The organism is Spiroplasma endosymbiont of Nephrotoma flavescens, from assembly GCF_964030835.1.
Classification (GTDB): domain Bacteria; phylum Bacillota_I; class Bacilli_A; order Mycoplasmatales; family Nriv7; genus Nriv7.
Window position 1 is genome coordinate 82,215 of the sequence record NZ_OZ034982.1, and the last position, 24,910, is coordinate 107,124.

27 protein-coding genes are annotated in these 24,910 nt (G+C 27.1%); 14 read left to right on the forward strand and 13 right to left on the reverse strand.

Going from position 1 to position 24,910, the window contains the following annotated elements:
• Nucleotides 1–20 precede the first annotated feature (20 nt).
• Genes AAHN02_RS00515 through AAHN02_RS00540 form a run of 6 tightly spaced genes read right to left on the reverse strand, consistent with a single transcriptional unit; the run spans nt 21 to nt 10,382 of the window.
• Nucleotides 21–2,471, reverse strand: a complete 2,451-nt coding sequence (locus AAHN02_RS00515) for a hypothetical protein (protein WP_342277793.1) — start codon at nt 2,469–2,471, stop codon at nt 21–23.
• Between the two features lie 18 nt (nt 2,472–2,489).
• Nucleotides 2,490–4,952: an ATP-binding cassette domain-containing protein gene (locus AAHN02_RS00520; RefSeq protein ID WP_342277794.1), complete on the reverse strand. Its 2,463-nt coding sequence runs from the start codon at nt 4,950–4,952 to the stop codon at nt 2,490–2,492.
• Between the two features lie 24 nt (nt 4,953–4,976).
• The gene (locus AAHN02_RS00525; RefSeq protein ID WP_342277795.1) at nt 4,977–6,032 is read right to left on the reverse strand and encodes an ABC transporter ATP-binding protein; all 1,056 of its coding nucleotides are present in this window, start codon (nt 6,030–6,032) and stop codon (nt 4,977–4,979) included.
• A complete protein-coding gene (locus tag AAHN02_RS00530; protein ID WP_342277796.1) occupies nt 6,032–6,943 on the reverse strand; it encodes an ABC transporter permease in 912 nt (303 codons plus the stop codon). The genes AAHN02_RS00525 and AAHN02_RS00530 overlap by 1 nt, the downstream gene beginning before the upstream one ends.
• Before the next feature lie 15 nt (nt 6,944–6,958).
• On the reverse strand, nt 6,959–7,906 hold the full coding sequence (locus AAHN02_RS00535) for an ABC transporter permease (protein ID WP_342277797.1): 948 nt from the start codon (nt 7,904–7,906) through the stop codon (nt 6,959–6,961).
• A 22-nt stretch (nt 7,907–7,928) separates the two neighbouring features.
• A complete protein-coding gene (locus AAHN02_RS00540; RefSeq protein ID WP_342277798.1) occupies nt 7,929–10,382 on the reverse strand; it encodes an ABC transporter substrate-binding protein in 2,454 nt (817 codons plus the stop codon).
• 457 nt (nt 10,383–10,839) lie between these two features.
• Here AAHN02_RS00540 and AAHN02_RS00545 point away from each other — a divergent pair, with 457 nt between their 5' ends.
• Nucleotides 10,840–11,034, forward strand: coding sequence for a helix-turn-helix domain-containing protein (locus AAHN02_RS00545; RefSeq protein WP_342277799.1), 195 nt, complete (start codon nt 10,840–10,842; stop codon nt 11,032–11,034).
• 155 nt (nt 11,035–11,189) lie between these two features.
• On the opposite strand, the gene AAHN02_RS00550 is transcribed toward AAHN02_RS00545, so the two are convergent.
• Nucleotides 11,190–11,318, reverse strand: coding sequence for a hypothetical protein (locus tag AAHN02_RS00550; protein WP_342277800.1), 129 nt, complete (start codon nt 11,316–11,318; stop codon nt 11,190–11,192).
• 548 nt (nt 11,319–11,866) lie between these two features.
• Between AAHN02_RS00550 and AAHN02_RS00555 the strand changes: the two genes are divergently transcribed.
• From AAHN02_RS00555 to AAHN02_RS00615, 13 genes are all read left to right on the forward strand, one after another.
• Nucleotides 11,867–12,193, forward strand: coding sequence for a hypothetical protein (locus tag AAHN02_RS00555; protein ID WP_338967359.1), 327 nt, complete (start codon nt 11,867–11,869; stop codon nt 12,191–12,193).
• A gap of 2 nt (nt 12,194–12,195) precedes the next feature.
• Nucleotides 12,196–12,417, forward strand: a complete 222-nt coding sequence (locus tag AAHN02_RS00560) for a hypothetical protein (protein WP_342223528.1) — start codon at nt 12,196–12,198, stop codon at nt 12,415–12,417.
• Nucleotides 12,417–12,578: a hypothetical protein gene (locus tag AAHN02_RS00565; protein WP_342277801.1), complete on the forward strand. Its 162-nt coding sequence runs from the start codon at nt 12,417–12,419 to the stop codon at nt 12,576–12,578. Before AAHN02_RS00560 ends, AAHN02_RS00565 begins: the two co-directional genes overlap by 1 nt.
• A 3-nt stretch (nt 12,579–12,581) precedes the next feature.
• Nucleotides 12,582–12,812: a hypothetical protein gene (locus AAHN02_RS00570; RefSeq protein WP_338967363.1), complete on the forward strand. Its 231-nt coding sequence runs from the start codon at nt 12,582–12,584 to the stop codon at nt 12,810–12,812.
• 165 nt (nt 12,813–12,977) lie between these two features.
• Nucleotides 12,978–13,214, forward strand: coding sequence for a hypothetical protein (locus tag AAHN02_RS00575; protein WP_342277802.1), 237 nt, complete (start codon nt 12,978–12,980; stop codon nt 13,212–13,214).
• Nucleotides 13,215–13,237: 23 nt separating this feature from the next.
• The gene (locus AAHN02_RS00580; protein ID WP_342277803.1) at nt 13,238–14,182 is read left to right on the forward strand and encodes a hypothetical protein; all 945 of its coding nucleotides are present in this window, start codon (nt 13,238–13,240) and stop codon (nt 14,180–14,182) included.
• 46 nt (nt 14,183–14,228) lie between these two features.
• Nucleotides 14,229–14,513: a hypothetical protein gene (locus AAHN02_RS00585; RefSeq protein WP_338967899.1), complete on the forward strand. Its 285-nt coding sequence runs from the start codon at nt 14,229–14,231 to the stop codon at nt 14,511–14,513.
• A 2-nt stretch (nt 14,514–14,515) separates the two neighbouring features.
• Complete coding sequence (locus AAHN02_RS00590) at nt 14,516–14,764, forward strand: hypothetical protein (protein ID WP_342277804.1); 249 nt, start codon at nt 14,516–14,518, stop codon at nt 14,762–14,764.
• Nucleotides 14,765–14,786: 22 nt separating this feature from the next.
• A complete protein-coding gene (locus AAHN02_RS00595) occupies nt 14,787–15,179 on the forward strand; it encodes a hypothetical protein (protein ID WP_342277805.1) in 393 nt (130 codons plus the stop codon).
• Between the two features lie 271 nt (nt 15,180–15,450).
• Nucleotides 15,451–16,839 (forward strand): hypothetical protein, encoded by a 1,389-nt coding sequence (locus AAHN02_RS00600; protein WP_342277806.1) that lies wholly within the window; start codon nt 15,451–15,453, stop codon nt 16,837–16,839.
• Nucleotides 16,840–16,873: 34 nt separating this feature from the next.
• Entirely contained in the window at nt 16,874–17,641 is a 768-nt protein-coding gene (locus AAHN02_RS00605; RefSeq protein ID WP_342277807.1) for a hypothetical protein, read from the forward strand.
• 63 nt (nt 17,642–17,704) lie between these two features.
• Nucleotides 17,705–18,211 carry a hypothetical protein gene (locus AAHN02_RS00610; protein ID WP_342277808.1) on the forward strand — a complete coding sequence of 169 codons (507 nt, stop codon included), beginning with the start codon at nt 17,705–17,707 and terminating at the stop codon, nt 18,209–18,211.
• Between the two features lie 325 nt (nt 18,212–18,536).
• A complete protein-coding gene (locus tag AAHN02_RS00615) occupies nt 18,537–19,481 on the forward strand; it encodes an IS30 family transposase (protein ID WP_342277809.1) in 945 nt (314 codons plus the stop codon).
• Between the two features lie 334 nt (nt 19,482–19,815).
• Here the strand turns inward: AAHN02_RS00615 and AAHN02_RS00620 are convergent, their stop codons facing one another.
• Genes AAHN02_RS00620 through AAHN02_RS00645 form a run of 6 tightly spaced genes read right to left on the reverse strand, consistent with a single transcriptional unit; the run spans nt 19,816 to nt 24,825 of the window.
• The gene (locus tag AAHN02_RS00620) at nt 19,816–20,439 is read right to left on the reverse strand and encodes a spiroplasma phage ORF1-like family protein (RefSeq protein WP_425289504.1); all 624 of its coding nucleotides are present in this window, start codon (nt 20,437–20,439) and stop codon (nt 19,816–19,818) included.
• A 55-nt stretch (nt 20,440–20,494) separates the two neighbouring features.
• Nucleotides 20,495–21,322, reverse strand: coding sequence for a Pr6Pr family membrane protein (locus tag AAHN02_RS00625; protein WP_342277811.1), 828 nt, complete (start codon nt 21,320–21,322; stop codon nt 20,495–20,497).
• Between the two features lie 7 nt (nt 21,323–21,329).
• Entirely contained in the window at nt 21,330–22,286 is a 957-nt protein-coding gene (locus AAHN02_RS00630; RefSeq protein WP_342277812.1) for a hypothetical protein, read from the reverse strand.
• Between the two features lie 23 nt (nt 22,287–22,309).
• A complete protein-coding gene (locus AAHN02_RS00635; RefSeq protein ID WP_342262840.1) occupies nt 22,310–23,245 on the reverse strand; it encodes a hypothetical protein in 936 nt (311 codons plus the stop codon).
• Nucleotides 23,246–23,272: 27 nt separating this feature from the next.
• Nucleotides 23,273–23,917 carry a uracil-DNA glycosylase gene (locus tag AAHN02_RS00640; protein ID WP_342277813.1) on the reverse strand — a complete coding sequence of 215 codons (645 nt, stop codon included), beginning with the start codon at nt 23,915–23,917 and terminating at the stop codon, nt 23,273–23,275.
• 8 nt (nt 23,918–23,925) lie between these two features.
• On the reverse strand, nt 23,926–24,825 hold the full coding sequence (locus AAHN02_RS00645) for a hypothetical protein (RefSeq protein ID WP_342277814.1): 900 nt from the start codon (nt 24,823–24,825) through the stop codon (nt 23,926–23,928).
• Nucleotides 24,826–24,910 lie beyond the last annotated feature (85 nt).

Consider the following 24,910-nt stretch of genomic DNA (forward strand, 5'->3'; position numbering starts at 1 on the left):
CCTCACTTTTTGGTGCTAACTTATTTATTAATTCACGACTGTTCTAAAACCTTAAAGTATAGTTTATTATCATTATTACGAGAATAAAATCATCATCCCGCATAAGCAATAATATCACCATTACTATTTAAAATATGTCATTCATTATTTTTAATTTCAGCATCGTGTTTTCTTTGTTCACTAACAACAAGAGGTTTTTCTTTTTGCGAATGACTATTAAAAAACGCTACCGCATAATCACCAACCCCAACAACAGCATTAGCATAATCAGCGATTAATGCATAATCAGTCATTCATAATTTACGGGACTTTTTTAAAGCAATATTTTTATTATCACTACTCGTAATTTTACTTAACAATGTTCGTGATGGCACACCATCAATATTCTGCTCATTAATTTGTTTATTATTAATATATTCATTACTCATTAGTGAATGCCGATCTTGTTCATTACACGACTCATCAGTGACAATGCAATTATAATTTTTATCCAAATCATCTTGAGTTGTAATCTTAACTAATCGTGAAGTACCATCACGATTAGTTAGTTTTAAATAATCATAATCAGCATTAGCATCCATATATCCTCAAATAATACTTCGTTCACTATATGATGACAAATGTCCCATGACAACATCTTCATCCATTCTTAAAACTTTTTGCAAAGCATTTACTAAACCAGTATCAACTTTAATATGATTACTTATTTGTTTATCTTCATCTAAGACATAAGGATTAGCACCCATCGCATTTAAAAGCGCCAATTCTTTAAAAATTAGATTATGGTTATTAAAACTAGTTTGTTGTTTTCCATGAAAAGATTGCGTAAATAAACTGTTATTAAGTGTTAACGGTAATCAATCACGAGTTAGAAACATTCGCATTTGATTAAAATAATCCAAATGAGAAAGTTTGTCTTGTAAACCAATAGTAACTTTTTTTGATGTTTCAAAATTATCATCCTCAAATTCAGAATATTTAATTGCTAACGACGCCCACAGTGGTTTTTTGACTTTTTCTTCATTATAAGTTGCAATTAACTCATCATAATTAATTTTTGAAAAATCAAAATCCGCAACTTTAAAATTTTCATCATTCGTTCACAAAATTGGAATAATAAACTTTAAAAAGTATTGTTGAATTCAACTTGTTAAATAACCATTAAAACTAATTGTTGAATCAATTAAACGATTAATTCTCCCATTAGCAACACGCATTGCCTCATTAACATCATTCCTTGTTAATTGTCCAATTGCTTTTTTCTGATTACTTTGTGGTAAAAAAATTTCAATCGTTTTAAATTGCGTAAACAAATCAGAATTTTTTAATTGAAATAGCGTTAACTCCTTCTCAACATTACTATAAGTATCAATCCCATCAAAAATTCAATTATTATTTTCATTTTTAATCGCAAATGAACTGGTAGTACTTAATTTTTTAATATCATTTGCTAACACAAATAAATCTAAATACGATAATTTTGTTTTATCTTCATTTTTATCAAGCGTTGTTTTTCCTACCAATGCTAATTGTTTTTCGTATATTTCATCCAAATAACTATAAGCAACTTCACGATTGTAAACCTTAGGAATCGTAATTTCTTTTTTATTAATGTTACCAAAACGATTAGTTAAATAATTTCAAGTAACAGTTTTATTAATTCTTTCGCGAAATCTCCGACTTTCAACTCAACCACCATAATGATAACTAGTAGATTCATCATTAGCATATCAAGCCATTTTGTAAGTAGTATAAGTAGTAAACAAATAATTTTTTAATGAATCAAGTTTATTTCTTAAAGGATTATTGCCTTTTCTCGCAAAAAAGTCAGCAATTTCATTTTCTACATCACTTAAAATAGTTTGTAATAAAACTTTAACACTCATTAAGTTTTTACCTCATAAACGACCCATTGGCATACCTCGTAAACTATAATCTGGTACCCAAGGGGGCGGACTATCACCAACAATTGAAATTTTTTCAAAAGTTAAAATTTCTATTCCTCAAGGAACATTATTATAGAATCAATTTACCAAATCTGGTAATAGTCCTCAGCCACTTCGATAAACATTAGCTAAATGCGTATTTTGTTTTAAATCACTAACTTTAATGGGAACATTTAATGAGGACCTAGCATCATTAGTAAACTTATTAGCATCATATTCTAATAATTTACGAACAAAATTATCAGTCGCCGCAATAACAACAGGACCACGACGACAACTAACCGTCCCTTTTTCGGTAATATTTTCTTCACATTTAATAGTTTCAGCATTAAATCGTGTTTGTAAGTTAAGTGTTGTTTGACCCTCATAGTTAATAGTTGTACTGCGACTTAAAGTAATAATAAAGGGAATAATTAGCGAAAAGAAAAATATTAGCGACAATAATGCTAAAATAACACGATTGCGATAAGCACCATTTCATCATTCAAGAAACCTATATTTTCAAATTGTAACATTTCACTTCATAGTATTTATCCTTTTCTCTTACTTACTTCATTTCTTAAATTCTTTAACTGTTGCTAATACTTGATGAGTATTAGTAATATTATGTCACATTGGTATTATTTTCTCATTATAGTTATGCATTAACGGATTATAACTAGTTGTACTAATGACTTCACCTACCCTATTGATTGAAGGAATTGCTGAAATTAATGACTTAGTATATGGATGTACGGGATGATAAAATATTTCATCAGCAAGACCAATTTCTAAAATTTTACCATTTTTAATAACAGCAATCCGATCACAAATATAATGCACCATTCTTAAATCATGGGCAATTAATAAAATTGAAAGTTGATATTTTTCTCGTAAATCTTTTAAAATATTAATTACTTGTGATTGAATGGAAACATCCAAAGCTGATATCGGTTCATCAGCAACTAATAATGCTGGTTTCATTACTAATGTTCGCGCAATACCAATTCTTTGTTTTTGACCTCCAGAAAACTCACCGGAAAATCTACTACCATGTTCTGGCAGTAAACCAACTGATTGTAAGGTGTCATAAGCTAATTGATGAGTTTTAGCTTTAACAGCACCACGACTATATTCATTCGCTAACTGAAAATCTAAAAAAAGTTTTTTACTTTTATACAAGTTAACACCATATAACTTGGCTTCATAAGTTGTAACTAATTCCTTTAATTGACTAACAAATGTTTTTTTATTAGCAACTATCCCTTGATATTTTTCATTATGATATTTTTCATTAATTTTTTCATAATTATTATCACGAGAATTAATTTTATTTCGCTCATGTAATAATATTTTTTTAATATCTTGATTTTTAAAAACATATCCTTTTTTTAAAACTCTTAACTTACTTTTATATTTCTTAATAATTTGCTGAGTTTTTTCTTTATTAATTGTTTTAGTTGGTAATTTCAAAAGATGCTGTAATTTAGTTGTCACGGTATTAATATCAGCACCAAATTTTATTTTTAAAAGTTTGAAATCATTACGTATATTTTTTAAAGCCCTTTTCCGAGCTAGTTTTCGCTGTCAAGCTTGGGTTTTTAAAACATCAATTTGCTTTTTATCAAATTCAATTTTAGCATTAAAATTAACATTAATATCTTTAACCCGATTATAATAGTTTTTAAAAATAATTTCCTGTTCTGCTTCGCTAATAAAATTTTTGCGATCAGTTTGTTTTTGCTTATTTAATTTACTCATTAATGATTGTAAATCTTGCGAAATTTTTATTAATTTAATGCGCTCTTGTTTTCTAATTTGTTTTAATTCTTGTTTTGCCTCATAAACATCATTTCTTGTATCATACAATAACTGATACTTATATCGTGTTCCTTCTTTTTGTAAAAGATTAATTTTATTTTTTTCTTCGCGATTTTGTAAATCAATTTCTAATTTAGTAACTTTTCAATCACTTTTTCAAATATTTCTTAATTTCTTAACTTCTTTAAGATTATTTTTCTTTTCCGCAATCCGAATATCTTTAGTATAAAAACTATCAATCTCTTGTTTTCTTACTTGTAATTGTTGTAAATTACTATTAATAGTTTCTTGATGAAAATTAATTAAATTAGTAATTCGCATTAAATTATTATCATTTTCATAAGTTAAGCGCTCTTGAATATCATTCAAATGAATTAAAGCTTCATTTAATTTTTCTTTATAAATTGTTTCAACTTGATAAATTTCTTTTTCAATAAGTTCCTTTTTATCTTTTAAAGGAGTAATTTTCTTATTAAAAATCTTATCTCATTTCCGATTTCATTTTTTTATTCCTAATAAATTTTGTAAATCATTTTTATAAGATAACTGTTCTTTCTTTAACACATCATTTCTGGTAGCAATTAATAAGCGGTGCTTAGTTTTAGCACCTTTTAAAGAATAACGATAAGATGAAACAATATCTTGTGATTCATAACTAATACTTTTAATCATATTCTCTTTAGTACGATACCACTGCTGATAAATATTTATTAATTGGGCAACTAATAAATCATATTGCTTAATAATTTCCTCATCACAAGAAGTTAATTTCCGATATCACATCAAAGCAATTTTGCGTTCTTTTTTAAACCATTTTGCTTCCGCAGAATATGAATTATAGTTATTAAATCCTTCCAAAACAATATCCAACACCCGCTTAGAAGGATTTAAACTCGTTGCTGGATCTTGAAAAATCATTTGCACATTTTTCGATAACCACTCATTAGTTGTTTTTTTAATATCGGCAGGATTATGTGGTAATCGTTTATCTTTTATTTTAATATGTCCTAAAGCATGCTTATTTAAACCTAATATAGTTCGTCCAATTGTTGTCTTCCCACTACCAGATTCACCAACTAAACCAAAAATTTCACCTTTATTAATGTCAAAACTTACCTTATTAACAGCAATAAAAGGTTTACCTTGTTGACTATAAATCACAGCTAACTTATCAACTTTTAAAATTGTATCCGTAGAATTTGACATTATTTTACTCCTTTAGTTTATTATCTAATGTTGTTTTTTAAACTGATGATGGCGTTTTTTAATTATATCGGGAACATTAATTTTTATTGCCCGCGAATCATACAATCAAGATGCGACAAAATGCGTATTACTAATTTTAAAAAATGGTGGATGAGCAACAAAATCAATATCCAAAGCATACTCATTTCTAGTAACAAAAGCATCACCGATAATATTATTAAAATTAGAAGGAACACTTCCCGGAATTGAATATAACTTTTGCCCTAAATTAACATCTGGCATTGACTGAATTAACCCTCAAGTATATGGATGTTTACTGTTATATAATACTTCTTTACTTTTTCCATACTCAATAATCTTTCCAGCATACATTATAGCAATCCGGTCAGCAATTGAACCAACAACCCCTAAATCATGGGAAATAAAAATAATTGAAACATTAAAAACATCTTTAATTTCACGAATTAATTCCAAAATTTCTGCTTGAATTGTTGGATCTAACGCTGTTGTTGGTTCATCAAAAATAATAATCTTTGGTTGACATAACAGAGCTGCGGCAATACACACTCGTTGTCGCATTCCCCCCGATAATTGATGAGGATATAACTTCATTACTTGATTAGCATTAGTAATACCCACTCTTAACATTAAATTAATTGCATCTTGTTTAGCATCTTTTTTACTTGCGGAACGAAAATTTATTAATGCCCCCTCAATTAACTGTAAACCAATTTTCATTGTCGGATTTAAAGCAGTCATTGGATTTTGAAATACTTGTGAAATAACTCTGCCTCGTAATTCTGATTCTTCTCAATCTGACTCATCAAATTTAGTAACATCAATCCCATCAACAATTACCCTGCCCTCTTCAATAACAGCAGCATTTGATAATAATCCAATTAATGTTGAAGTAATAACTGACTTACCACTACCAGATTCACCAATAATTGCTAAAACTTCTTTTTCATAAAGTTCAAATCCCATATTACGAATAACTGTATTATGAGTTTTTTTAGCTTTATTGTAAAAAGTTACCTTTAAATCTTCAATTTTAACCATAATTTTCTCTTTTTTACTCATTATTGTGACTTCCTTATAATATCTTGAATGCCATTACCAATTAATTGAATTGCAATCGTAATAACCATTAAAGTTATTACAGGAACAATAATTTGTCGCGGATATACTAATGCCGTTAATCGTGCTTTATTAATCATATTACCTAAAGTAATCGCATCCGGCACTGATAAACCAATAAAACCTAATGAAGCTTCACTAATAATTGCAATCGGAATTGTTGCGACTAAACCAGTAATAATAATTGGCAAGGCCACCGGAATAAAATTAATTAATTGTTGATATCACGGCGTTCCTAAAATTTTTGAAGCAACAAAATAATCTAACTGCTTATTTTTTAATACTTGTGCTCTTACTTGCAAACTCATATTAATTCATCCCGTTAATGTTAACCCTAATGCCATCGTTCAAAAAGTTGGTTGCAACGCTGTTGCCACAATTATTAAAATTAAAATGCTGGGAATATTTGTTAAAATTTTAATAATAAACTGCAAAATTTTATCAACTTTACGATAATAACCCATTAATAGACCTAAAGTAACCCCAACAATTAAATCAACAATAACAACAACAAATGCCAAACCTAAAGAATATCTGGTAGCATGCCATAACATCGCTCAAACATCTCTTCCTTGTCCATCAGTACCAAATATATATCCGTTTTTTAAAAACCCATAATGTTGTTGTTCAGGTTTTAAAAGATTAGCATCAGTTCATATTAGTGGAAAAATTAAAGAAAGTAAAATTAACAAACCAAAAATAATTATTCCTGCTAAAGCAAAACGATTAGCAATAATTGCTAAATAAAACTCTCGCGAACGATTAATCGGTTTTGTTGCCAATTTTTCTGTTGTCAGAAAATTTTGACGAACTAATTTAAAGTTTTTAAAATCTTCAGAATTTGTTTTTTTCATTAATAATAATAACCCCTATCCAATTCTTGTCCGTGGATCTAATATCGTATATAAGATATCACGAATAAAGAAACCAATAACCGTAATAAAACTTAAAACTAAAACCACACCCATAACAACATCATAATCCTTAGCTTGAATCGCTCTAATTAGAATTTGTCCACTTCCCGGAATCGCAAACACTGTTTCAATAATAATTGAACCAATCATTGATGCTAAAACTGCTAACGGTAAAAAAGTGGCAATGGGAAAAAATGCTGGTTTTAAAACATGTCTTCAAGTTATTCGCCGATTTTTACAACCTTTAATTTTTGCAAATTGAACATACTGCGAACTAAACTCTTGTTGAATTGATGTTCGTAAATAACGCACATACCCAGCAACACTAGGAAGCGCAATTGCTAATGAAGGTAATATTAAAGTTATCGGATTTAAGGGGTCATAAATATATGGAATATGAACTTTAAAAGCAAATAATAATAGCAAAATCGCAAAAACAAACGAAGGGATTGCAAAACCGGCAGCAATAAACACTGTTGCTAAACTATCAATTAATGTCCCTGGTCTTCTACCAACAAAAATCCCTAAAGGAATACCAATACATAAAGCAATAACTAAACCAAGAAAACCAACGCGAAAGGAAACCAATAACTTTTGAAATAAAAATTGTTCTACTAATTGCTGGGGATACAAAAATGTTGAAATTCCTAATTGCCCTTTAGTAACTAAATTAGCAAAATATTTCCCATATCTTACTCAAATACTAAGATCTAAACTTAACTGGTCACGAATTATTTTTTGAGCATCTTTAGATAAACTAGGATCAACAGCTGCTTCATTACCACGAATCGCATTCATTAAAAAGAAAACAATTGTTAACACGATTCAAGCAATAACAATAAATTCAACAATCAAAAACACATATTTCTTTATAGACTGTTGCAAATTATAACTTAATAACATTTTATTTTCTCCTTACTAATTTCTAGATACTTAAATCATCTTTATTAAATGCCTCACATCCTTTTAAAGGAAAGATTGAATTATTTGGTTTATTTTGACAATTATATCCTCATTGCACCTCAGGCATATTTGTCCCTGCTGCTTGTGAATAACCCAAAATTCTTTCTCCCGCCCATCCAGCACTAGAATTACTTAGCATAATAACTGGTGATTCTAATTTAATTATCGCTTCTAAAATCGCATAAATGCGAAAAGCAATATGAGGGGCAAAAGTTGCTAAACCACTAATAGCATAATCTTTATCTTGGGGCATTTTAAAACCAGTTTCTTTATCAAATAAACTCGCTAAGCCATCACCAAACTTATTTTGTAAAATAGCATTTAATTGCTGAAAATTATCAATATTATTTTCCCTATTTTTCACTAAACCATTAACAGCAAAGTTATTACCATTAGTATCATACGGTGTAAATAAAGCATTTAACCACAAAAATTCAGATGGGGTAACTTCAAAGTCTTTAAAAAATGAATTAGAATTTCTAAGTTCTGTTACAGAATTAAATTTTTTAATAAAATTTTCATAAAAATTTCATGTTCCGGTTGGATTTTGTACATATCGTAAATCACCCTGATCTCAATAAACCTTAGCAAGAATTTCTAAATAATCAAAAGCATTAATTTTTTTACCTTTCACACTAGTGTATAATAAATCATATTCACCAACGCCTAATTTGCTTAAAAAGATTGACCGCGCCTGCCCTTCCAATTTAATGTTAATTTCTGGAAAATTGCGTTCAATTTTTTGTTTTAAAAGCAACATCGCATCACTAGCAGTTGTTGATGCTGATAAATCATATAATAATGTTAATGTCTCTTTACCACTACTCATTAACCGATATTTATTATAAAATTTTTGGGCAATTGCTTTATTATGTAAACGATCAGTACGATCAATATTTGCTTGCACTTTATCATAAAACACTCGTTGATCAAAACGATAATACGCTAACGGTACTCGATCTTGTTTTGCATTATCACCGACAACATCCACTTCATACTTTGGTTGTCCATTATCAGTTACTAAAGTTTCTCTAAAAGCCATATCATTACCATCATTACGACTTAATAAAGTTGTTAAAGTATCAGCCGGAATACCCCCATTATCATTTTGACTAAGCAAAAACTCATGGCGATCAATTCCATATTGAATCGCATTTCGTAAATACCGTCCTTTTTCATTATCAAATTTATTACTTGTATTATTAAAAGCTAAATATTCTGAATCTCTTGTGGACATTCCTTGAAATAAAAACCGGCGTACAACGGGATTATTTAAAAATCGTGGTAATAATTCTTTGGGAATATCTGATTTTCCAACAACACCCGATTCAAATAAAATTGATGATGTTACGGTATCTTGGACTACTTTATACTTTCAAGCATTAGCCGAAATTCTTTCACGATCTCAATAATCTTCATTTTTCAGAAAAACCGTATCATTATCAAAATCAGTACGATAAATTTTAAAAGCACCATTACCTAAAACCGTATCTTTAGAAGTACCTCAAAGATTACCATATTTTGCAATAACATCTTTTCTTGAAGGAAGTAACGCCGGAGAAAACAACTTTTTAATAAAATCTGCCGTTAACTTTGCAACTGCTGTCGGATTAAAACCAGTTGCAAAATTAATATATAATAAGTCATTACCAATTGCTTTAATCCCCAAATTATCTTCACTAACTTTTTTGTCTAAATATGCTTTAGCATTATTAATTCCCACTTTACTAGTATCCGTTAAATCATCAACATTAGCAGAACCATTACTAGCATCCAAAACATAACGAACACTATTAACAAAATCAGATGCCAAAACATTTTTGCCATCATGTCACAATGCTGGTCGCTCCTGAAAAAACTCTTGACCATTTTCGCGATAAGGTAAATCTTTATTAGCAAATGATGCATATCTTAGTTTGATAATAAATTCTTTAAATTTTCGTGATTCATTATTATTTACTTTATCACCATAATTAACAACAAAAATATCTTTCGCAACGCCATACCAAAATTCAGTTGTACTAGAAATTACTCTTGTACTTTCATTAGCAATAGCATTTAATTGCTGATTTAATTGACTAGGATTTGTTAAAACCTTATCTAAATCTAAATTTTCATTATTAATATCCATTTCCTTAATAACAACACCCTGATTGCCATTTACTTTTGTCATTTCTAACACTTCATTACTTGATTTTTGATCAGCCGGAGCATTATGAAATAATCCTTCAATAAAAGCAAATAAATATTGCGAATTATAACTATGTTTATCATATTTTAAATAATTCAATGATTTAATGGCATCCGCTTGAGCAATAACAAAATTAAGCGACATTGAATTACAAGCCACTAAAAATAATACTGAATTTATTATTGTTATTTTAGATAAAATTATTTTAAGTAGGTTTCTTTTCATATTTTTTCTTATAACCTCAAACTTTTTATAAAAAAGTGTGCCAATTATTTGTTTAGAAAGCACACTTTATAAAATGAATAACCAATGATGTCATTCTTTTTATATTAACAATAATATTACTAGATTTTTCTATCTATGTCAAGAATTAAATGCGGGACGGTCGCGTTTAGTTTTCTTAGGTATTGCTTTGAAGAAGTAAAACAATCAGCTAATTATATTATTTAATTACTAAACTAACCCTACCTTTCTTGTTATTGTCATTTTTATTCGTTATCATTCTATCATATTATTGAATTTTTACACAATAAAAATTATTAATATTAAATTTTCACTAATATATATTAATTTTGCTGAATTATACTTATAAGTGCAAGTAAATAAAATTGCAAAAGATTTCATATAAAAATTTCATGATGCTAAGTTTATTTTAGAAAAAGTAAATTTAAGGAGTTTTTATATGGGATACAAACATCTTGGCATAGATGAAAGAATTTATATTGAGAATCAATTGAAATTTAAATTAAAAATTAGTGAAATAGCTAAAAATCTTAATCGAAGTATTAGTACTATTAATCGAGAAGTTAATAGAAATAAAGATAATAATCATTATTTTTCATTAATTGCACAAAATAAAGCAGAAAATAGAAAATAATTACATGTTTATTTTCATAAATTTAAAAATAGAGAATTAGTAAAATATGTACAACAAAAATTATTATTAGGTTGATCGCCTGAACAAATTTATGGCAGAATTAAAAATTTTCATCAAGAATGAATTATTAGTTTTAAAACAATTTACAATTGAATTTATTCTGGATTACTTGAAAAGGTTACTAGTAAAAATTTAAGAAGAAAAGGTAAGAAACGAAAATCTCAAGAAAATCGGGGTAAATTTAATGGTAAATCCATTAAAGAACGAAATGTTAATAATCGCATAACTCTTGGCCATTGAGAAGGTGATACTGTAGTATCATGGGCGCATAAAGTTTTGTTAGGTAGGAAAAGATTTGAATAAGTATTAAGACAGTCAGCAATGATTGTCTTTTTATTTTATAAGGTGTTAAAAATTTGTTCTTTGAAAATTAAATACAAGTGAATTAATAATGTTGGTATATATTAAAGCACGATAAATTGTGGGTGGTCGCCATAACCAAAAGAAGTTTACCAGTTGATAGATAACATCCTATTAGCTATAGCAATTTGTTTCATTTTGCAATAAAAAAATGAATGGGTGGATTTCCTAAAAATATACACGCTATTAAATTAGTTCCAAGGGTAGGATGCGGATGTTAAAGTGTAGAAATTTCTATATAGGGGTATATTAAGTTTAAAATTATTAAAATCTTTATCTAATTAAAAAAACAAAATTTACTAACAAAGCTTGTTAAACACTTAAATCTGCGATATATAAGTGTTTAAAAAACTGAGTCAACTAACTTAGTTAATGTAACTTAGTTTATAACAAATAAGAAAGGTAATTTATTATGAAAAACATTGAAAACATTTTCTTAAATACTAAAAAATATCTCTTAAAAGAAACCCAAAACGCAATGTTTATTAAAGCACCTAAAATTCCATGATTTAATGAACAAATCGGCATTTGGTTTCCAAAGCGATTTGTTTATAAAGGAAAATATGAAAATTCGATTTGTATTGGAATAATAAAAGATAGTAAATATCAAGTAATTTCAATTAATCAACAAGAGCAAGAAACCAAGTTAATTAAAGGACAAGAATTATTAGGCTTCTTCATTGCCGAAAAAGAAAACAACAAAAAAGATATAAATTATAACTATTTTAAAGGAGCTTAAAAATGAATATTGCAATTGGACTAATATTTATTATTATCAGCATCATGCTATTGGCATATTTTGCTTATAAAATTTATGCCAAAATAAAAATGCGAATTAAATATAAAAATGCCATTAAAAATAATACTGGTAATTTCACAAAAGACGAAAAAGTGTTCATTGCTCGCTTTGAAGAATGAGTTAAAACCCCTAATTCAAAAGAAAATAATGCGGATAAAAAATAATGTTTTGAGAAATTATTATGGAATTTTTAAAACTGTTTGTTCCGATAGAAAAAATGCCTACACAAGTTGCGTTTATTGCCGGATTAATTATTATCATTACTTTTCTTTTCGCGTTAATTTCAATTATATATTTACCAATAAAAATGATTTTTGGGAGATAAAAAATGACAATAAACTTAAAAGAATTTGATTGAGAACAAATCAAACAAACTTTCTGAGATTTATTTATTCAAATTACAACTATTCCGGCTCATATTAGTGGTGGCAAAGAAATTGATTTAACCCAAGAAACACTTTGACTTTTAATAGCAAACATTGCTTTTTGATTCTTAACAGCGATTATGGTGTGATTTATTTTAATGCTACTTTGAAAAACCATATCAGTATTTAGATAAATACAAAATTAATGTCAAGAAGTTACATCGTGATGCATTCTCGAAGAAAATCAAAATTAATTAGGAAAAAATACAATCGTTTTAAGGTTAACAACTTTCTTAATAATTTTAAGAAAAATTTTGAATATAAATGATGAATGTTTTAAAAAGAAAGGGGGTGATTATATGATTGGAACTTTTTTCGCCGAGGCACCAGCAAAAATAACAGCTAGCGATGCGATGACTAAATTATGAAATGCGATTATAACAGCGTTTACTAAAATGTGAGAAATTATTGCTGTTAATATGCCACAAGTCGGTAACTTCTTTGCTGACTACTGAATATTCATTTTTCCATTTATTTTGGCAATATTCTTTATTTGCTTTAAAATGTTTGAAAAATTACTTGGCGCAGTCCGCTAACAAAAAATAAAGTGAGGTGCAAGATGAAATTTTGCAAATGAATAGTAGAAAAAAATAACCATTTTATTGAATTGAATCGCACCTCATTTTTAATTTTATGACATTGAGGAGCAATTTGATACATTTACAACGGTTATTTTAAAAACATTATGAGTTATTTATTTTTAGCGGGTTGTATTTTAATTTTCCTTTTCAAAATCGTTAATTTAACACAAATTAACAAAGTTATTAATTTCTTAAAAAACTCACCATTAAATAGTGTGATTGGTTCATTAGGAACTGGAAAAACCGCCTTTCTAGTATACGCATCAAAATTACTAAAAAAGAAGAAATATCATATCGCATCAACCTTTCCATTACTAGAAACCCAAAAATTAAGTTTAGGACATATGGGATTATTAGACTTTGATTATCCGGTATTGCCAGACAAAACCTTACTGTTATGAGATGAAACCAATTTATTTTTAGAAGGAACTGATTGAGAAAAAAATAATACCAAAAACGAAGAAACCGGTATTCAAGAATATTTCGCTCTGGCGCGGCATTTTGGTCATATTGTTCTCGCTAGCGGTCAAAGAGATAAACATATTTGAGTTAAAGTTCGCGATATTGCCAATAATGTGATTGTGGGCATTCGTAAAAAACCCGTTAATATTTTTCGTCCCTACTTAAAAGTCATCTACGGCACCTTTACGAGCATTGAAGAATATGAACGCTGACGAAACACCTTAATTGATGCGAAAAATAGTAAAAGGGGGCGTCGCATTAAATATCGTGATATTCCTGAACTTGATATTTATTTTTTTAAACTAAAAATTCCTTTACCAATATTAAACACTTACAATTCTTTTTACCTAGCATTTTTAAGAGATTACTTAAATGCAAAAGTAAATCCTGACTATGAAGATAAATACTATACCTGACACGGCAATTGATTTAGAAGACTTAGAATACTTAAAAATGGATAAATTTAGCAAATTTTTAAGAAAAATGAAAGAAAAGGAATAATAAAAAATGGAGAATCTCGCAAAAATGGCCGACTTTCTCGCCCAAATGCTTTATAAAGTTTTTGACTTAATTTGAAGTTTAGAAGTGCCAGGAACGAATATTCAACTAATATTTCCTCTATTCTTAACGCTGGCTGTAGAATTTCTTATGGCAATTATTCTTGGATTTGGTAGTCAACAAGTTAATTTAGAAAAACAACGCCAATATGCCGTTAAAAATAAAGGTCGTTTAAGTGCCTGAGGAAAAGTTAAAAAACAAGTAAAACCGATAAAAACAAAACAAGGTAACTAAAAATGTTTAAACTAATTATTATTTTTATCTTAATAACTGTTCTTGGACTATTAGCTGGTAGTCATTTTGAAATTTTAACAAACTATATTAGCGAAGGTCTTGCCAATTTCCAAAAGTTTATTACTAGCAATTTAACAATTTTAGAACTGTTTAAACCAATGGCCCGAACATTTTCGCAACACCCAATTTTTACCATTATTGGTGTCACTTGTGTACTGATTGCTTTATTTATTGTGATTAAAGGACGATAAAAAACATGAAAGGAGAATTAAAATGAAAAAACTTTTAGTAAAATTATTTAAAAAAGATAATTCAAAAGAAAAAACACCATTAAGATTAAAAATTAAAAATTCTTTTAAAAAGCAGTGGTTAAAAATATGATTAAGTATCATTTTCATCTTTATAAGCTTATTAATTTGTGCATTAACAGCAATCGATACTAAATGAATAACTGGAACAAGTAATGAATTTAATAATTTTATGAATAAAGAAATGGTTGATTTCTTTGGCAAATTTAATAGTGGTATTATGCTAGCGGGAATATTTGTTTTTTGATGGGGTGGAGCAATATATTTTGCAATTAAATTTGAAAAATTAATCCGCTTTATTATTCAAAAAATTAAAACAAAAAGAGCCTTGAAAAATGAAATGAAACAAAATCATTAGTTCTTTAAAAAAATATTGATGGAGAATTTTACCTTACATTTTTATGATTACTATCTTTTTCGCCCCCTTTTTAAAATTGGAAATTAATGATTTGAAATTATTATATGAAAAATTTGAAGCATTAATTTCACTTATGATATTAGGGTATTTAGATATATGCATGACAATAGCGGTAATTATAAATTGTGGTATTGAGTGACTTATTAAAAAAATTAAAGAAAAAAGAACAATGAAAAATAAAATATTTTAAAAAGGAGTGATAAAAATGTTTATGAAAATATTTACCGTGTTAATTATTAGTTTCAATAACATTTTTACTATTCCCCAAAACATTAACAATGACAAAGCAACATCACAATCACTAATTAGAAATAAAAGACAAAGTAATAAAGTTTATGATTTTGAAATCAGAAATCTAGAAAAAGTGAGGTTTTGAATTTCGAATTCAACAAATAATATTACACAAGTTCAAATAAATAAAATAGATAATAACAATCTAAATGAAAAATTACCAGAATTAAGAAATTTAGAAAACCTTAGTTTCTTATTTACACAAAAATTACAAAATAATCAGAGCAAACAAGATAAGATTAGACAACTAATAAATACAGTCGGCCAAGAAACCGCCATGCGAAATACATGAGTAATTAATAAAAAAATAACAATTAAAGCACAAGGTACAAATTTAGATGACTGCAAATATGATAGTTTAGGAAATATTAGTCCTGCTTATGATGATAATAAAATAGATTACATATTAAGAAGTACAAATGATTTTGAAATTGAAATTGAAAAAGATAGCACTGATATTGATTTACCAGAAACAACCACCAAATTTGATGGCAACCATAACTATAACGATGTTGTTGATAATCTTGATTATTTAATGATTCACCGTGGTGATTTTGATAAATTTAATTACTCGTATCTCTACTGAACACCCGTATTTAATTTCATTAACACCCTAGAAAAAGGTTATTACAAAGAATTTACAATTAAAAATCACGGTTTTAAAGACGAGAGCTATTTTTATCATAAGACTTCAACTATTTTACCAAATTCAGAAATAATCGACCCTACAAATGCAACCAAAATTGAAGTTATAAAAAAAATTAAAAAAAGACTTAATGAAACAATTAACAATCTCGCTGGCGTAAATAATGCAATTGAAGGCATCGATTATAATACAGAAATTAAAGATAATGACAACAATTACTTAGACGATAGCACTACTTTTGATTTAACAACAGACAATGTCGCTGACAGAACATTTACCGTTAAATTCACCGCAATTGAAACGAGTACACAATTGCAAGGAACAAATACGATTAAAATGGTCATTCCAAAACAAGATGATAACAACGATAATGTCCTTAAAATTAAGGCATTTAATAAAACCCTAATTGCTGGAAATAACTATTTACAATTATTACACGGTGAAAATGAAATATGAAAATATGACACCACAAGAGCTAACGATTATTACCTAATTAAGTACCTTTTTGGAACCTTAAATTACCTCAATGTTAAATTTAGTTTTCTACGATATGACCCCGATTTACGAAATGATATTTACCTATATTTTAAAAACAACATCCCTAATATTAACAATAACAATTATAAAAAAAATTTTTGAGGAAATCTATGAAATACTTGGTAACTTCTTTGCCAGTTTATTTTATGCTACTTTTGACATGGACGAAAAAACTCATACCGAAATTGATTTTAAGGGTGTGGATAATTACAACAAAGATTATTTTATTCAAATAGGTTTCTTTTATCGCTCATTAATTACCTTTTATCCTAAAAAATATTTAATCAATGTTACTGGTAATTCAGAATTATTATTAAGAAGTTATTTCTTTACTTTTGACAAAAAAATGCACCAAGAAAATTACAATGCTATTAAAAACACCAATAACATTTATCAAATTGATTTTAATGTTCTTAAATCTTACGACAATAAACTGATTAAATTGTCAGCAAGCAACACTGCTAATAGTATTAATTATCTTAACACCGACATTGATATTCGATATGGTATTAATATTTTTACCTTAACCTTTCCACTTTATCACAAAGGTAATATCTCTAATTACAATTTTAAAATTTATGACTTTAATGTTCTTAACTCCACAGCCTTTATCCCTGATGGTTCCACCAACTCAGAATGAGACGACCTAATTCCACCAGCAAATTGTAAATATTCCGGACGATGAATACCTACTTTTAACGATATTGGCTGTGCCATTCAAAATGCTGGTATTAAAATGCTAAACTGAATGTTGACAGCCTCACAAATTATTACCATTTTACGACCATTAGCAATTATTGCAAAAGCGACAGTTAACTTTTCAACCGCCATTTTTCCGGTTTTTAAAACAGTACCTGCCTTTTACTACACCTTTCAATTTTTAATCGGTTTTGCCATTTTCCTAATGATTTTAAGGATTTTCATGTAAAATGCTATAATATATATATATATATATATTATTGAAAAATAAAGTAATAAAGGAATTAAAATAATGAAAATTTTAAATAAAATAGCTCTTTTGGGATTAACAATATTACCAACGATTGGATGTTCTAAAAAACCAAATGAATTAATAGAACAAAAAAATAAAGTTTATGATTTTGAAATCAGAAATCTAGAAAAAGTGAGGTTTTGAATTTCGAATTCAACAAATAATATTACACAAGTTCAAATAAATAAAATAGATAATAACAATCTAAATGAAAAATTACCAGAATTAAGAAATTTAGAAAACCTTAGTTTCTTATTTACACAAAAATTACAAAATAATCAGAGCAAACAAGATAAGATTAGACAACTAATAAATACAGACGGCCAAGAAACCGCCATGCGAAATACATGAGTAATTAATAAAAAAATAACAATTAAAGCACAAGGTACAAATTTAGATGACTGCAAATATGATAGTTTAGGAAATATTAGTCCTGCTTATGATGATAATAAAATAGATTACATATTAAGAAGTACAAATGATTTTGAAATTGAAAATCATCCGTAATAACTAAATTTAAAAACCGTTAAAATCATCCCCTTAAAAGGTGATTTTCTATGATGACAATACTCTTAAACAACTAAGCAACTTTTCATTTTTTATATTTTAATAAAATAAGGAACCAGTAATTAATTAAAATTACTGGTTTGAATATTTTTCTTATTTTTCACAAGAAATTAAATTGTTGTACTTGTTCCAATTAAAGTGATTGCCTTTAAAAAATGCTGAATTATACTTGTAAGTGCAAGTAAATAAAATTGCAAAAGATTTCATATAAAAATTTCATGATGCTAAGTTTATTTTAGAAAAAGTAAATTTAAGGAGTTTTTATATGGGATACAAACATCTTGGCATAGATGAAAGAATTTATATTGAGAATCAATTGAAATTTAAAGTAAAAATTAGTGAAATAGCTAAAAATCTTAATCGAAGTATTAGTACTATTAATCGAGAAGTTAATAGAAATAAAGATAATAATCATTATTTTTCATTAATTGCACAAAATAAAGCAGAAAATAGAAAACAATTACATGTTTATTTTCATAAATTTAAAAATAGAGAATTAGTAAAATATGTACAACAAAAATTATTATTAGGTTGATCGCCTGAACAAATTTATGGCAGAATTAAAAATTTTCATCAAGAATGAATTATTAGTTTTAAAACAATTTACAATTGAATTTATTCTGGATTACTTGAAAAGGTTACTAGTAAAAATTTAAGAAGAAAAGGTAAGAAACGAAAATCTCAAGAAAATCGGGGTAAATTTAATGGTAAATCCATTAAAGAACGAAATGTTAATAATCGCATAACTCTTGGCCATTGAGAAGGTGATACTGTAGTATCATCACGAGGTAAAAGTAAATCATGTTTAATAACTTTAGTTGAAAGAACATCAAGATTTACTTTAGCAATATTAGTTGAAAATAGAACTACTAAAGTTATTAACAAAAATATTAGTCATTATTTATCAATTCTTCCAAATAATCTTGTTAAGACTATAACATTTGATAGGGGTAAAGAATTTGCTAATTGACAACAACTTGAAAAAAATTTAAATGTGAAAATTTATTTTGCTGATGCATATTCACCTTGACAAAGAGGTACTAATGAAAATACTAATGGTTTAATTAGAGAAAAATTTCCTAAAAAATTTAATTTTTCAAACACTAATAAAAATGCAGTTCATAAATTTATATTGTCTTTAAACCAAAGACCAAGAAAAATACTAAATTATCTTTCGCCAATCGAATATTTGGTTAGAAAAATAATTTAGTTGCACTTAACTTTACAATTTGGCAAATATATAAAAATTCATTATGAAATAAATATAATAATAAAAATGATGATAGTTGAATTAATTATAAAGGTAATGCTGTAACAAATAAATATAATAGATTTAAGTAAGTAAAAATATAAAATTAATATATATTAGTGAAAATTTAATAATATTAATAATTTTTATTGTGTAAAAATTCAATAATATGATAAAATGGTAATGAATAAAAATGACAATAACAAGAAAGGCAGGGTTAGTTTAGTAATTAAATAATATAATTAGCTGATTGTTTTACTTCTTCAAAGCAATACCTAAGAAAACTAAACGCGACCTAGAAAAATAATTTAGTTGCACTTAACTTTACAATTTGGCATAATATATTAATTATCGTATTGTATAGCATTGGGCTGAATTTTCACATTTCAAAAATACCAGTAAATAGTTCTTTAGTTACATAAAGAATTTTTCCAATACCACTAGCTAATTCAGTTGTTTGTTTAACGCCTGGAATATTATTGATAATCCATATAACGCCATTTTTTATATGACAAGCTACATTATATCAGCTACAACTTTCTGGTTTATATTCTCATCATTGTTTGTCTGGGTTTATTCCGTCTTTTGTTATTTCTTGTCAATTATAAATGCCAAAATTAAAATCATAATATTTATACTTGCTATCAATTTTTTGAGCTTGTAATTCAAAAATATTATAACCAACTTTTTTATTTTCAATCCGATTTGACTGTTTCAAAGCATATATATCTTTTTTATTTGGTAATACATATTCTTCGTTACCATTAATTTTAAAGCTATTTTTTACTGAAAAATCATAGTTGAAATTCTTACCATATTTTGTTTTGTAGAATCGATTTTGGTAAGCAGAATATAAGTGAAAATCTAAGTATTGATATTGATCTGAAAAATAAAAATAGCGGGGATAAATTGGACTGATAAAGTTGTTATCGCCATATCTTTAAAATTATTATCTGATGATTTGTTTAATCAACTTACTTTTTACTTATATGTTTTGTCTTCTTATAAATTAAATTATTAATAACAATCAAAATAACATTTATCCCTACTAAAAATGATATTCCCAATCCTACTAACAAAATATTATTTCAAACTACTGGTAAAGGAAATATCGGATGATAAAAATCAACAAACTCATAAGGAAATAAAAAAATCCTAATACCATCATCATATAATAACTTAGCCCTTAAATTAATAAATATGAGATAACCAATCGGATATCCTAGCATTCAAAATATTTGGCGAGTAAAATATTTTTTATATAAAATCTGAGTTTTCCCTAACGATAATAATAAGTAAATTAATGTTAATAATGGTGTTATGGCATGCATTGTAATGCCAATAACCCGATCAGCATTGGAAGCAAATTCATACGATAACCCTGTTCCCACACCATAAAATACTAACAACCAAAATAAAACCATTGTTACTGTAATATATATTGTAATACTAGTTTGGGTTGTCAAATTAGTAAACTTATTAGTTGCCGTTTTATTATGATAAAGTAAAGCATAAAAGAAATATAAACAAGCTAATATATTAGTTTGCACCGACCAAAAACTAACTAAAACATTAAAATTATATAACCGTGGTATATCAAGTTGTGAAGTTTTAGGATTAATATATCAATATTCAACAAATACCCCATAAACGACACCAGCTAAAAAGAAACTAAATAAAATTAAAAATGTCATTAACTTATAAACAAATTTTCAATCTTTTAGCAAAACTAAGGCATTAGCAACACTAGTAAAAAACAATATTTTACTTTTACTAAAAAATCGTTTAAAAAAATTCTTCATTATATCCCTACTCTACATTTTCTTGATGAGAATTAAGTTCTTTTTGCAAAAAATATTTATCATAATAAATTTTTAAAATTGTTTTAAAAATTATAAAATATATTGCAATTCGTAATGGCATTAATAATAATTCTTTAACTAATCGTGGTAATAAAGAAACTAAATAATCAATATCATAAAATACTAAAAAATGTAATGGCGATAAAATTCACGAATTAATTAATGTTAAAAATAATTGTAAAATAATAATAATGAAAATCAATGCATTATTAAATTTCTCAGTAACACTATTTTGTTTTTGATTATTTCAAGTTATTCACAAAATTAAAATTAAAACTAATTCCACAGCCATAAATAAAGTAGAAATAAAAATCCCAGAAATTACCATATAAAGTAAATCTCATTTAACACTAAAAACTTTATTATTTTTCAATGAAAAAGAGTAAACAAAATCAGAGAAAAATATTAAATAAAAACTTAAAATTAATAAAGCAACCAAAATAAATTGCATTACAGTAAAAAATAACAAATACTTCTTAAAATTAAATTGACAATTACGAAGTTTACTATAAACAATTCCCGCAATTCCTGCAAGAACCCCAACAATGGGTTCTTGAATTGCCATAATTGGACTATAAAATGTAGGTTTTAAGATAAACAATGTTGTATCGGAAATAAAACCAAAAATAAAACCAAAAAATGGTCCATGTAAAAAACTAAAAAGCACATTAGGGATAAAACCAAAACCAATTACCATTGTTCCTTTACCACCAACACCCAATTTTAAACTAAAACCTAAAAATTTAACAATAACTATTGTTAATGCTAACATTACAGCTGCTAAGGCAATACTACGAGTATTGAAATTTTTATTAAAATCCAATTTTAAATATTTTAAAATTGAATAAAAATTTTTACGAAAATAATACTTTGTAATTTGTAACCAAACATTTAGCCTTTTCATCTAAATAACACTCCTTATAAATGTTAACGATCTTCATTAATTAATGGTCTAATAGTTTTTCAAGTAACATAAATAATTACCGTATTAAAAAATATTTTAATCGGGGCCATCGCCAATCGTGGAATCATTGCTAAACCATAATCCTCAGTACGATTAGTTAACAGACTGACATCCCCCCAAGATGCAATTAACACCGTAACAATATATTCATTAATAACTGCTAACAAAATAATCGGAACTAAATCATTAAAACCTTTTGTATCCTTTTTTATAAAACGAAAATACATTCAAGTTGCCCAAACAACAACTAAAATTAAAACTGTCCCAATACTAATAATTAGCATCATAATTCATTTCTTAATCGGAACATTTTTTGTAAAAGGAACTTCATCAACAGCAAAATCAGCAAATTGCGGAGCATAATAAGTCATTACTAAAGCAGCGGTTCCAAAACCAATAATAAAAATATTAGTTATTAAAATTAAAATTCATGACTTTTGATGAAACATTCGCCGCAAATCACCAGCAATACCAGAAATAAAACCAAAACCAATAACCGTCACAATATACGCAGGATGAATATATGACGGAACAAACATCATTACTAAAATATCAGTAATCAAAGCACACAAAATACCAATTACGGGACCAAAAATATAACCCGTAATCTTAATCATCAAACCTTCAATAGCTATTCTAATCGGCGGTAAAACCGCTGCTGGCATATACAATGCAATAACAACAGTTGTTACTACCGATACCGTTGATAACATCGCAATATAAGCAATATTTTTCGTTGTTAAACGAAGTCCACGATATCGTTCTTTTTTTATAAACATTGAAAGCCCTGTCATTAAAATATAAGACAATGCTGCTAAAACTAATGCTCCCGCAACAATATACGCTGTTCTAATATCAAATAACGACAAACCATTTTTATTACTATTAAAGAAAATCATTAATCTAGTTTCCTTTCTAAAGAAAAACTATAACTGCCAATCAATCGGCTTCTTATTATGCTTTATCAAGTATTCATTAATCTTACTAAAATACTTTTGATTAAAAAACCCATAATGTGCTCCCATAAGAATAAGATGCTTTTGGTCATTAATTAAATTAATCTTTGCTTGTGCTTTTTTACCTCATAAAACAAAAATATCATTATTATGATAATTGTCAATATATTTTATGAGATTATCAGTAAATTGTTGCCAATTAAAATTAGCATGTGAAAATGGTTGATCTTTTTGTACTGTTAAAACAGTATTTAAAAGAAAAACACCACTTCGGACTCATTTAGTTAAATCACCATTTTGTACAATAATTCCTAAATCATTTTCCAATTCTACAAAAATATTTTTTAAACTTGGTGGCAACTTAACACCTTGATTAACACCAAAAGCCAAACCATTAGCTTGGTTTGGTTGATGATACGGATCTTGTCCTAAAATAACTACTTTAATATCATTAAAACTAACAATTTTTAATAACCTTAAAATATCTTGTGACTGTGGATAACATTGATTATTTTTATATGCTAATGATACTTTGCTAACTAATTCAATAAAATAAGGTTGAGTAGTTTGACTAATAAGAAAATCTTTCCAACTAGGATGAATATTTTGGAACATATTTTTAATTAATCACTAAATAATTCTTTAATTTTATCACTAATACCACCAACATTTATTCCGACTAAAACCCCTAAAATACCAAAACCAACAATGACCACTGCCAAAATAATAAGCACAACCCACACTCAAGTTTTAATCTTTTTATTATTATCTATAAAACCTTCTTCATTACCTTGTTGTAAAGCATCCATATTACTAATAGTAAAACCACTTTTCAATTTTTGTTCAACATCAGCTTTTTCTAAATCAATAGTTCCTGATGAATTAATCTTTGACTGCTTAGCGTTATTAAATACAAAACTACTTGGTTTACTATTTACCCCCAACTTATTTTCGGTTCCATTACTCTGTGATTGCTTTTTTTTAACGACATCATCCAAATGTTGACGAAACTTATCAAGTTTAAGTTTTCGCTCATCAACTTTTTGTTCTGATTGTTGTAAACTATGACCATTCAATTGTGATCGATATTCTTGTTCATTAAATAACTGCTCATTTAACATACTATTAGTCATATTAATTGTTGGTTCAAATTTTTCTCTAACAACTAGATTAGGATTAGGTCCTTGCTGTGGTTGTAGGTGGGGGTCATTAACAACAAAATTGCTATTATTTGGATACATATTACCATTTACCATTGATGTTCCATATGGATATGGATGTTGTCTACCGATTGGTGGTTGATGATACGGATTTTGTAATATTGGTGCATTTTGATTTGGACAATAATTATTTATTATTGGTAAAGCAGGATAATGTTGTTTATGTGATATTGTTATTTGTTGTGACATATGATATTGTCTTTTAATAAATGCAATAGCTTCTGGCATTAGCATAAAAATTGCTACTTCTTGATCATATAGGTTATAAACTACATAACCTCGTTGTTCCACTAAAATATACATTACAACGCTGTCCTTTCCGTAAAAAATTAATATAAATATATTTTGAATTATATCACAAATTTAAAAAAAGCAAAAGCACACCATT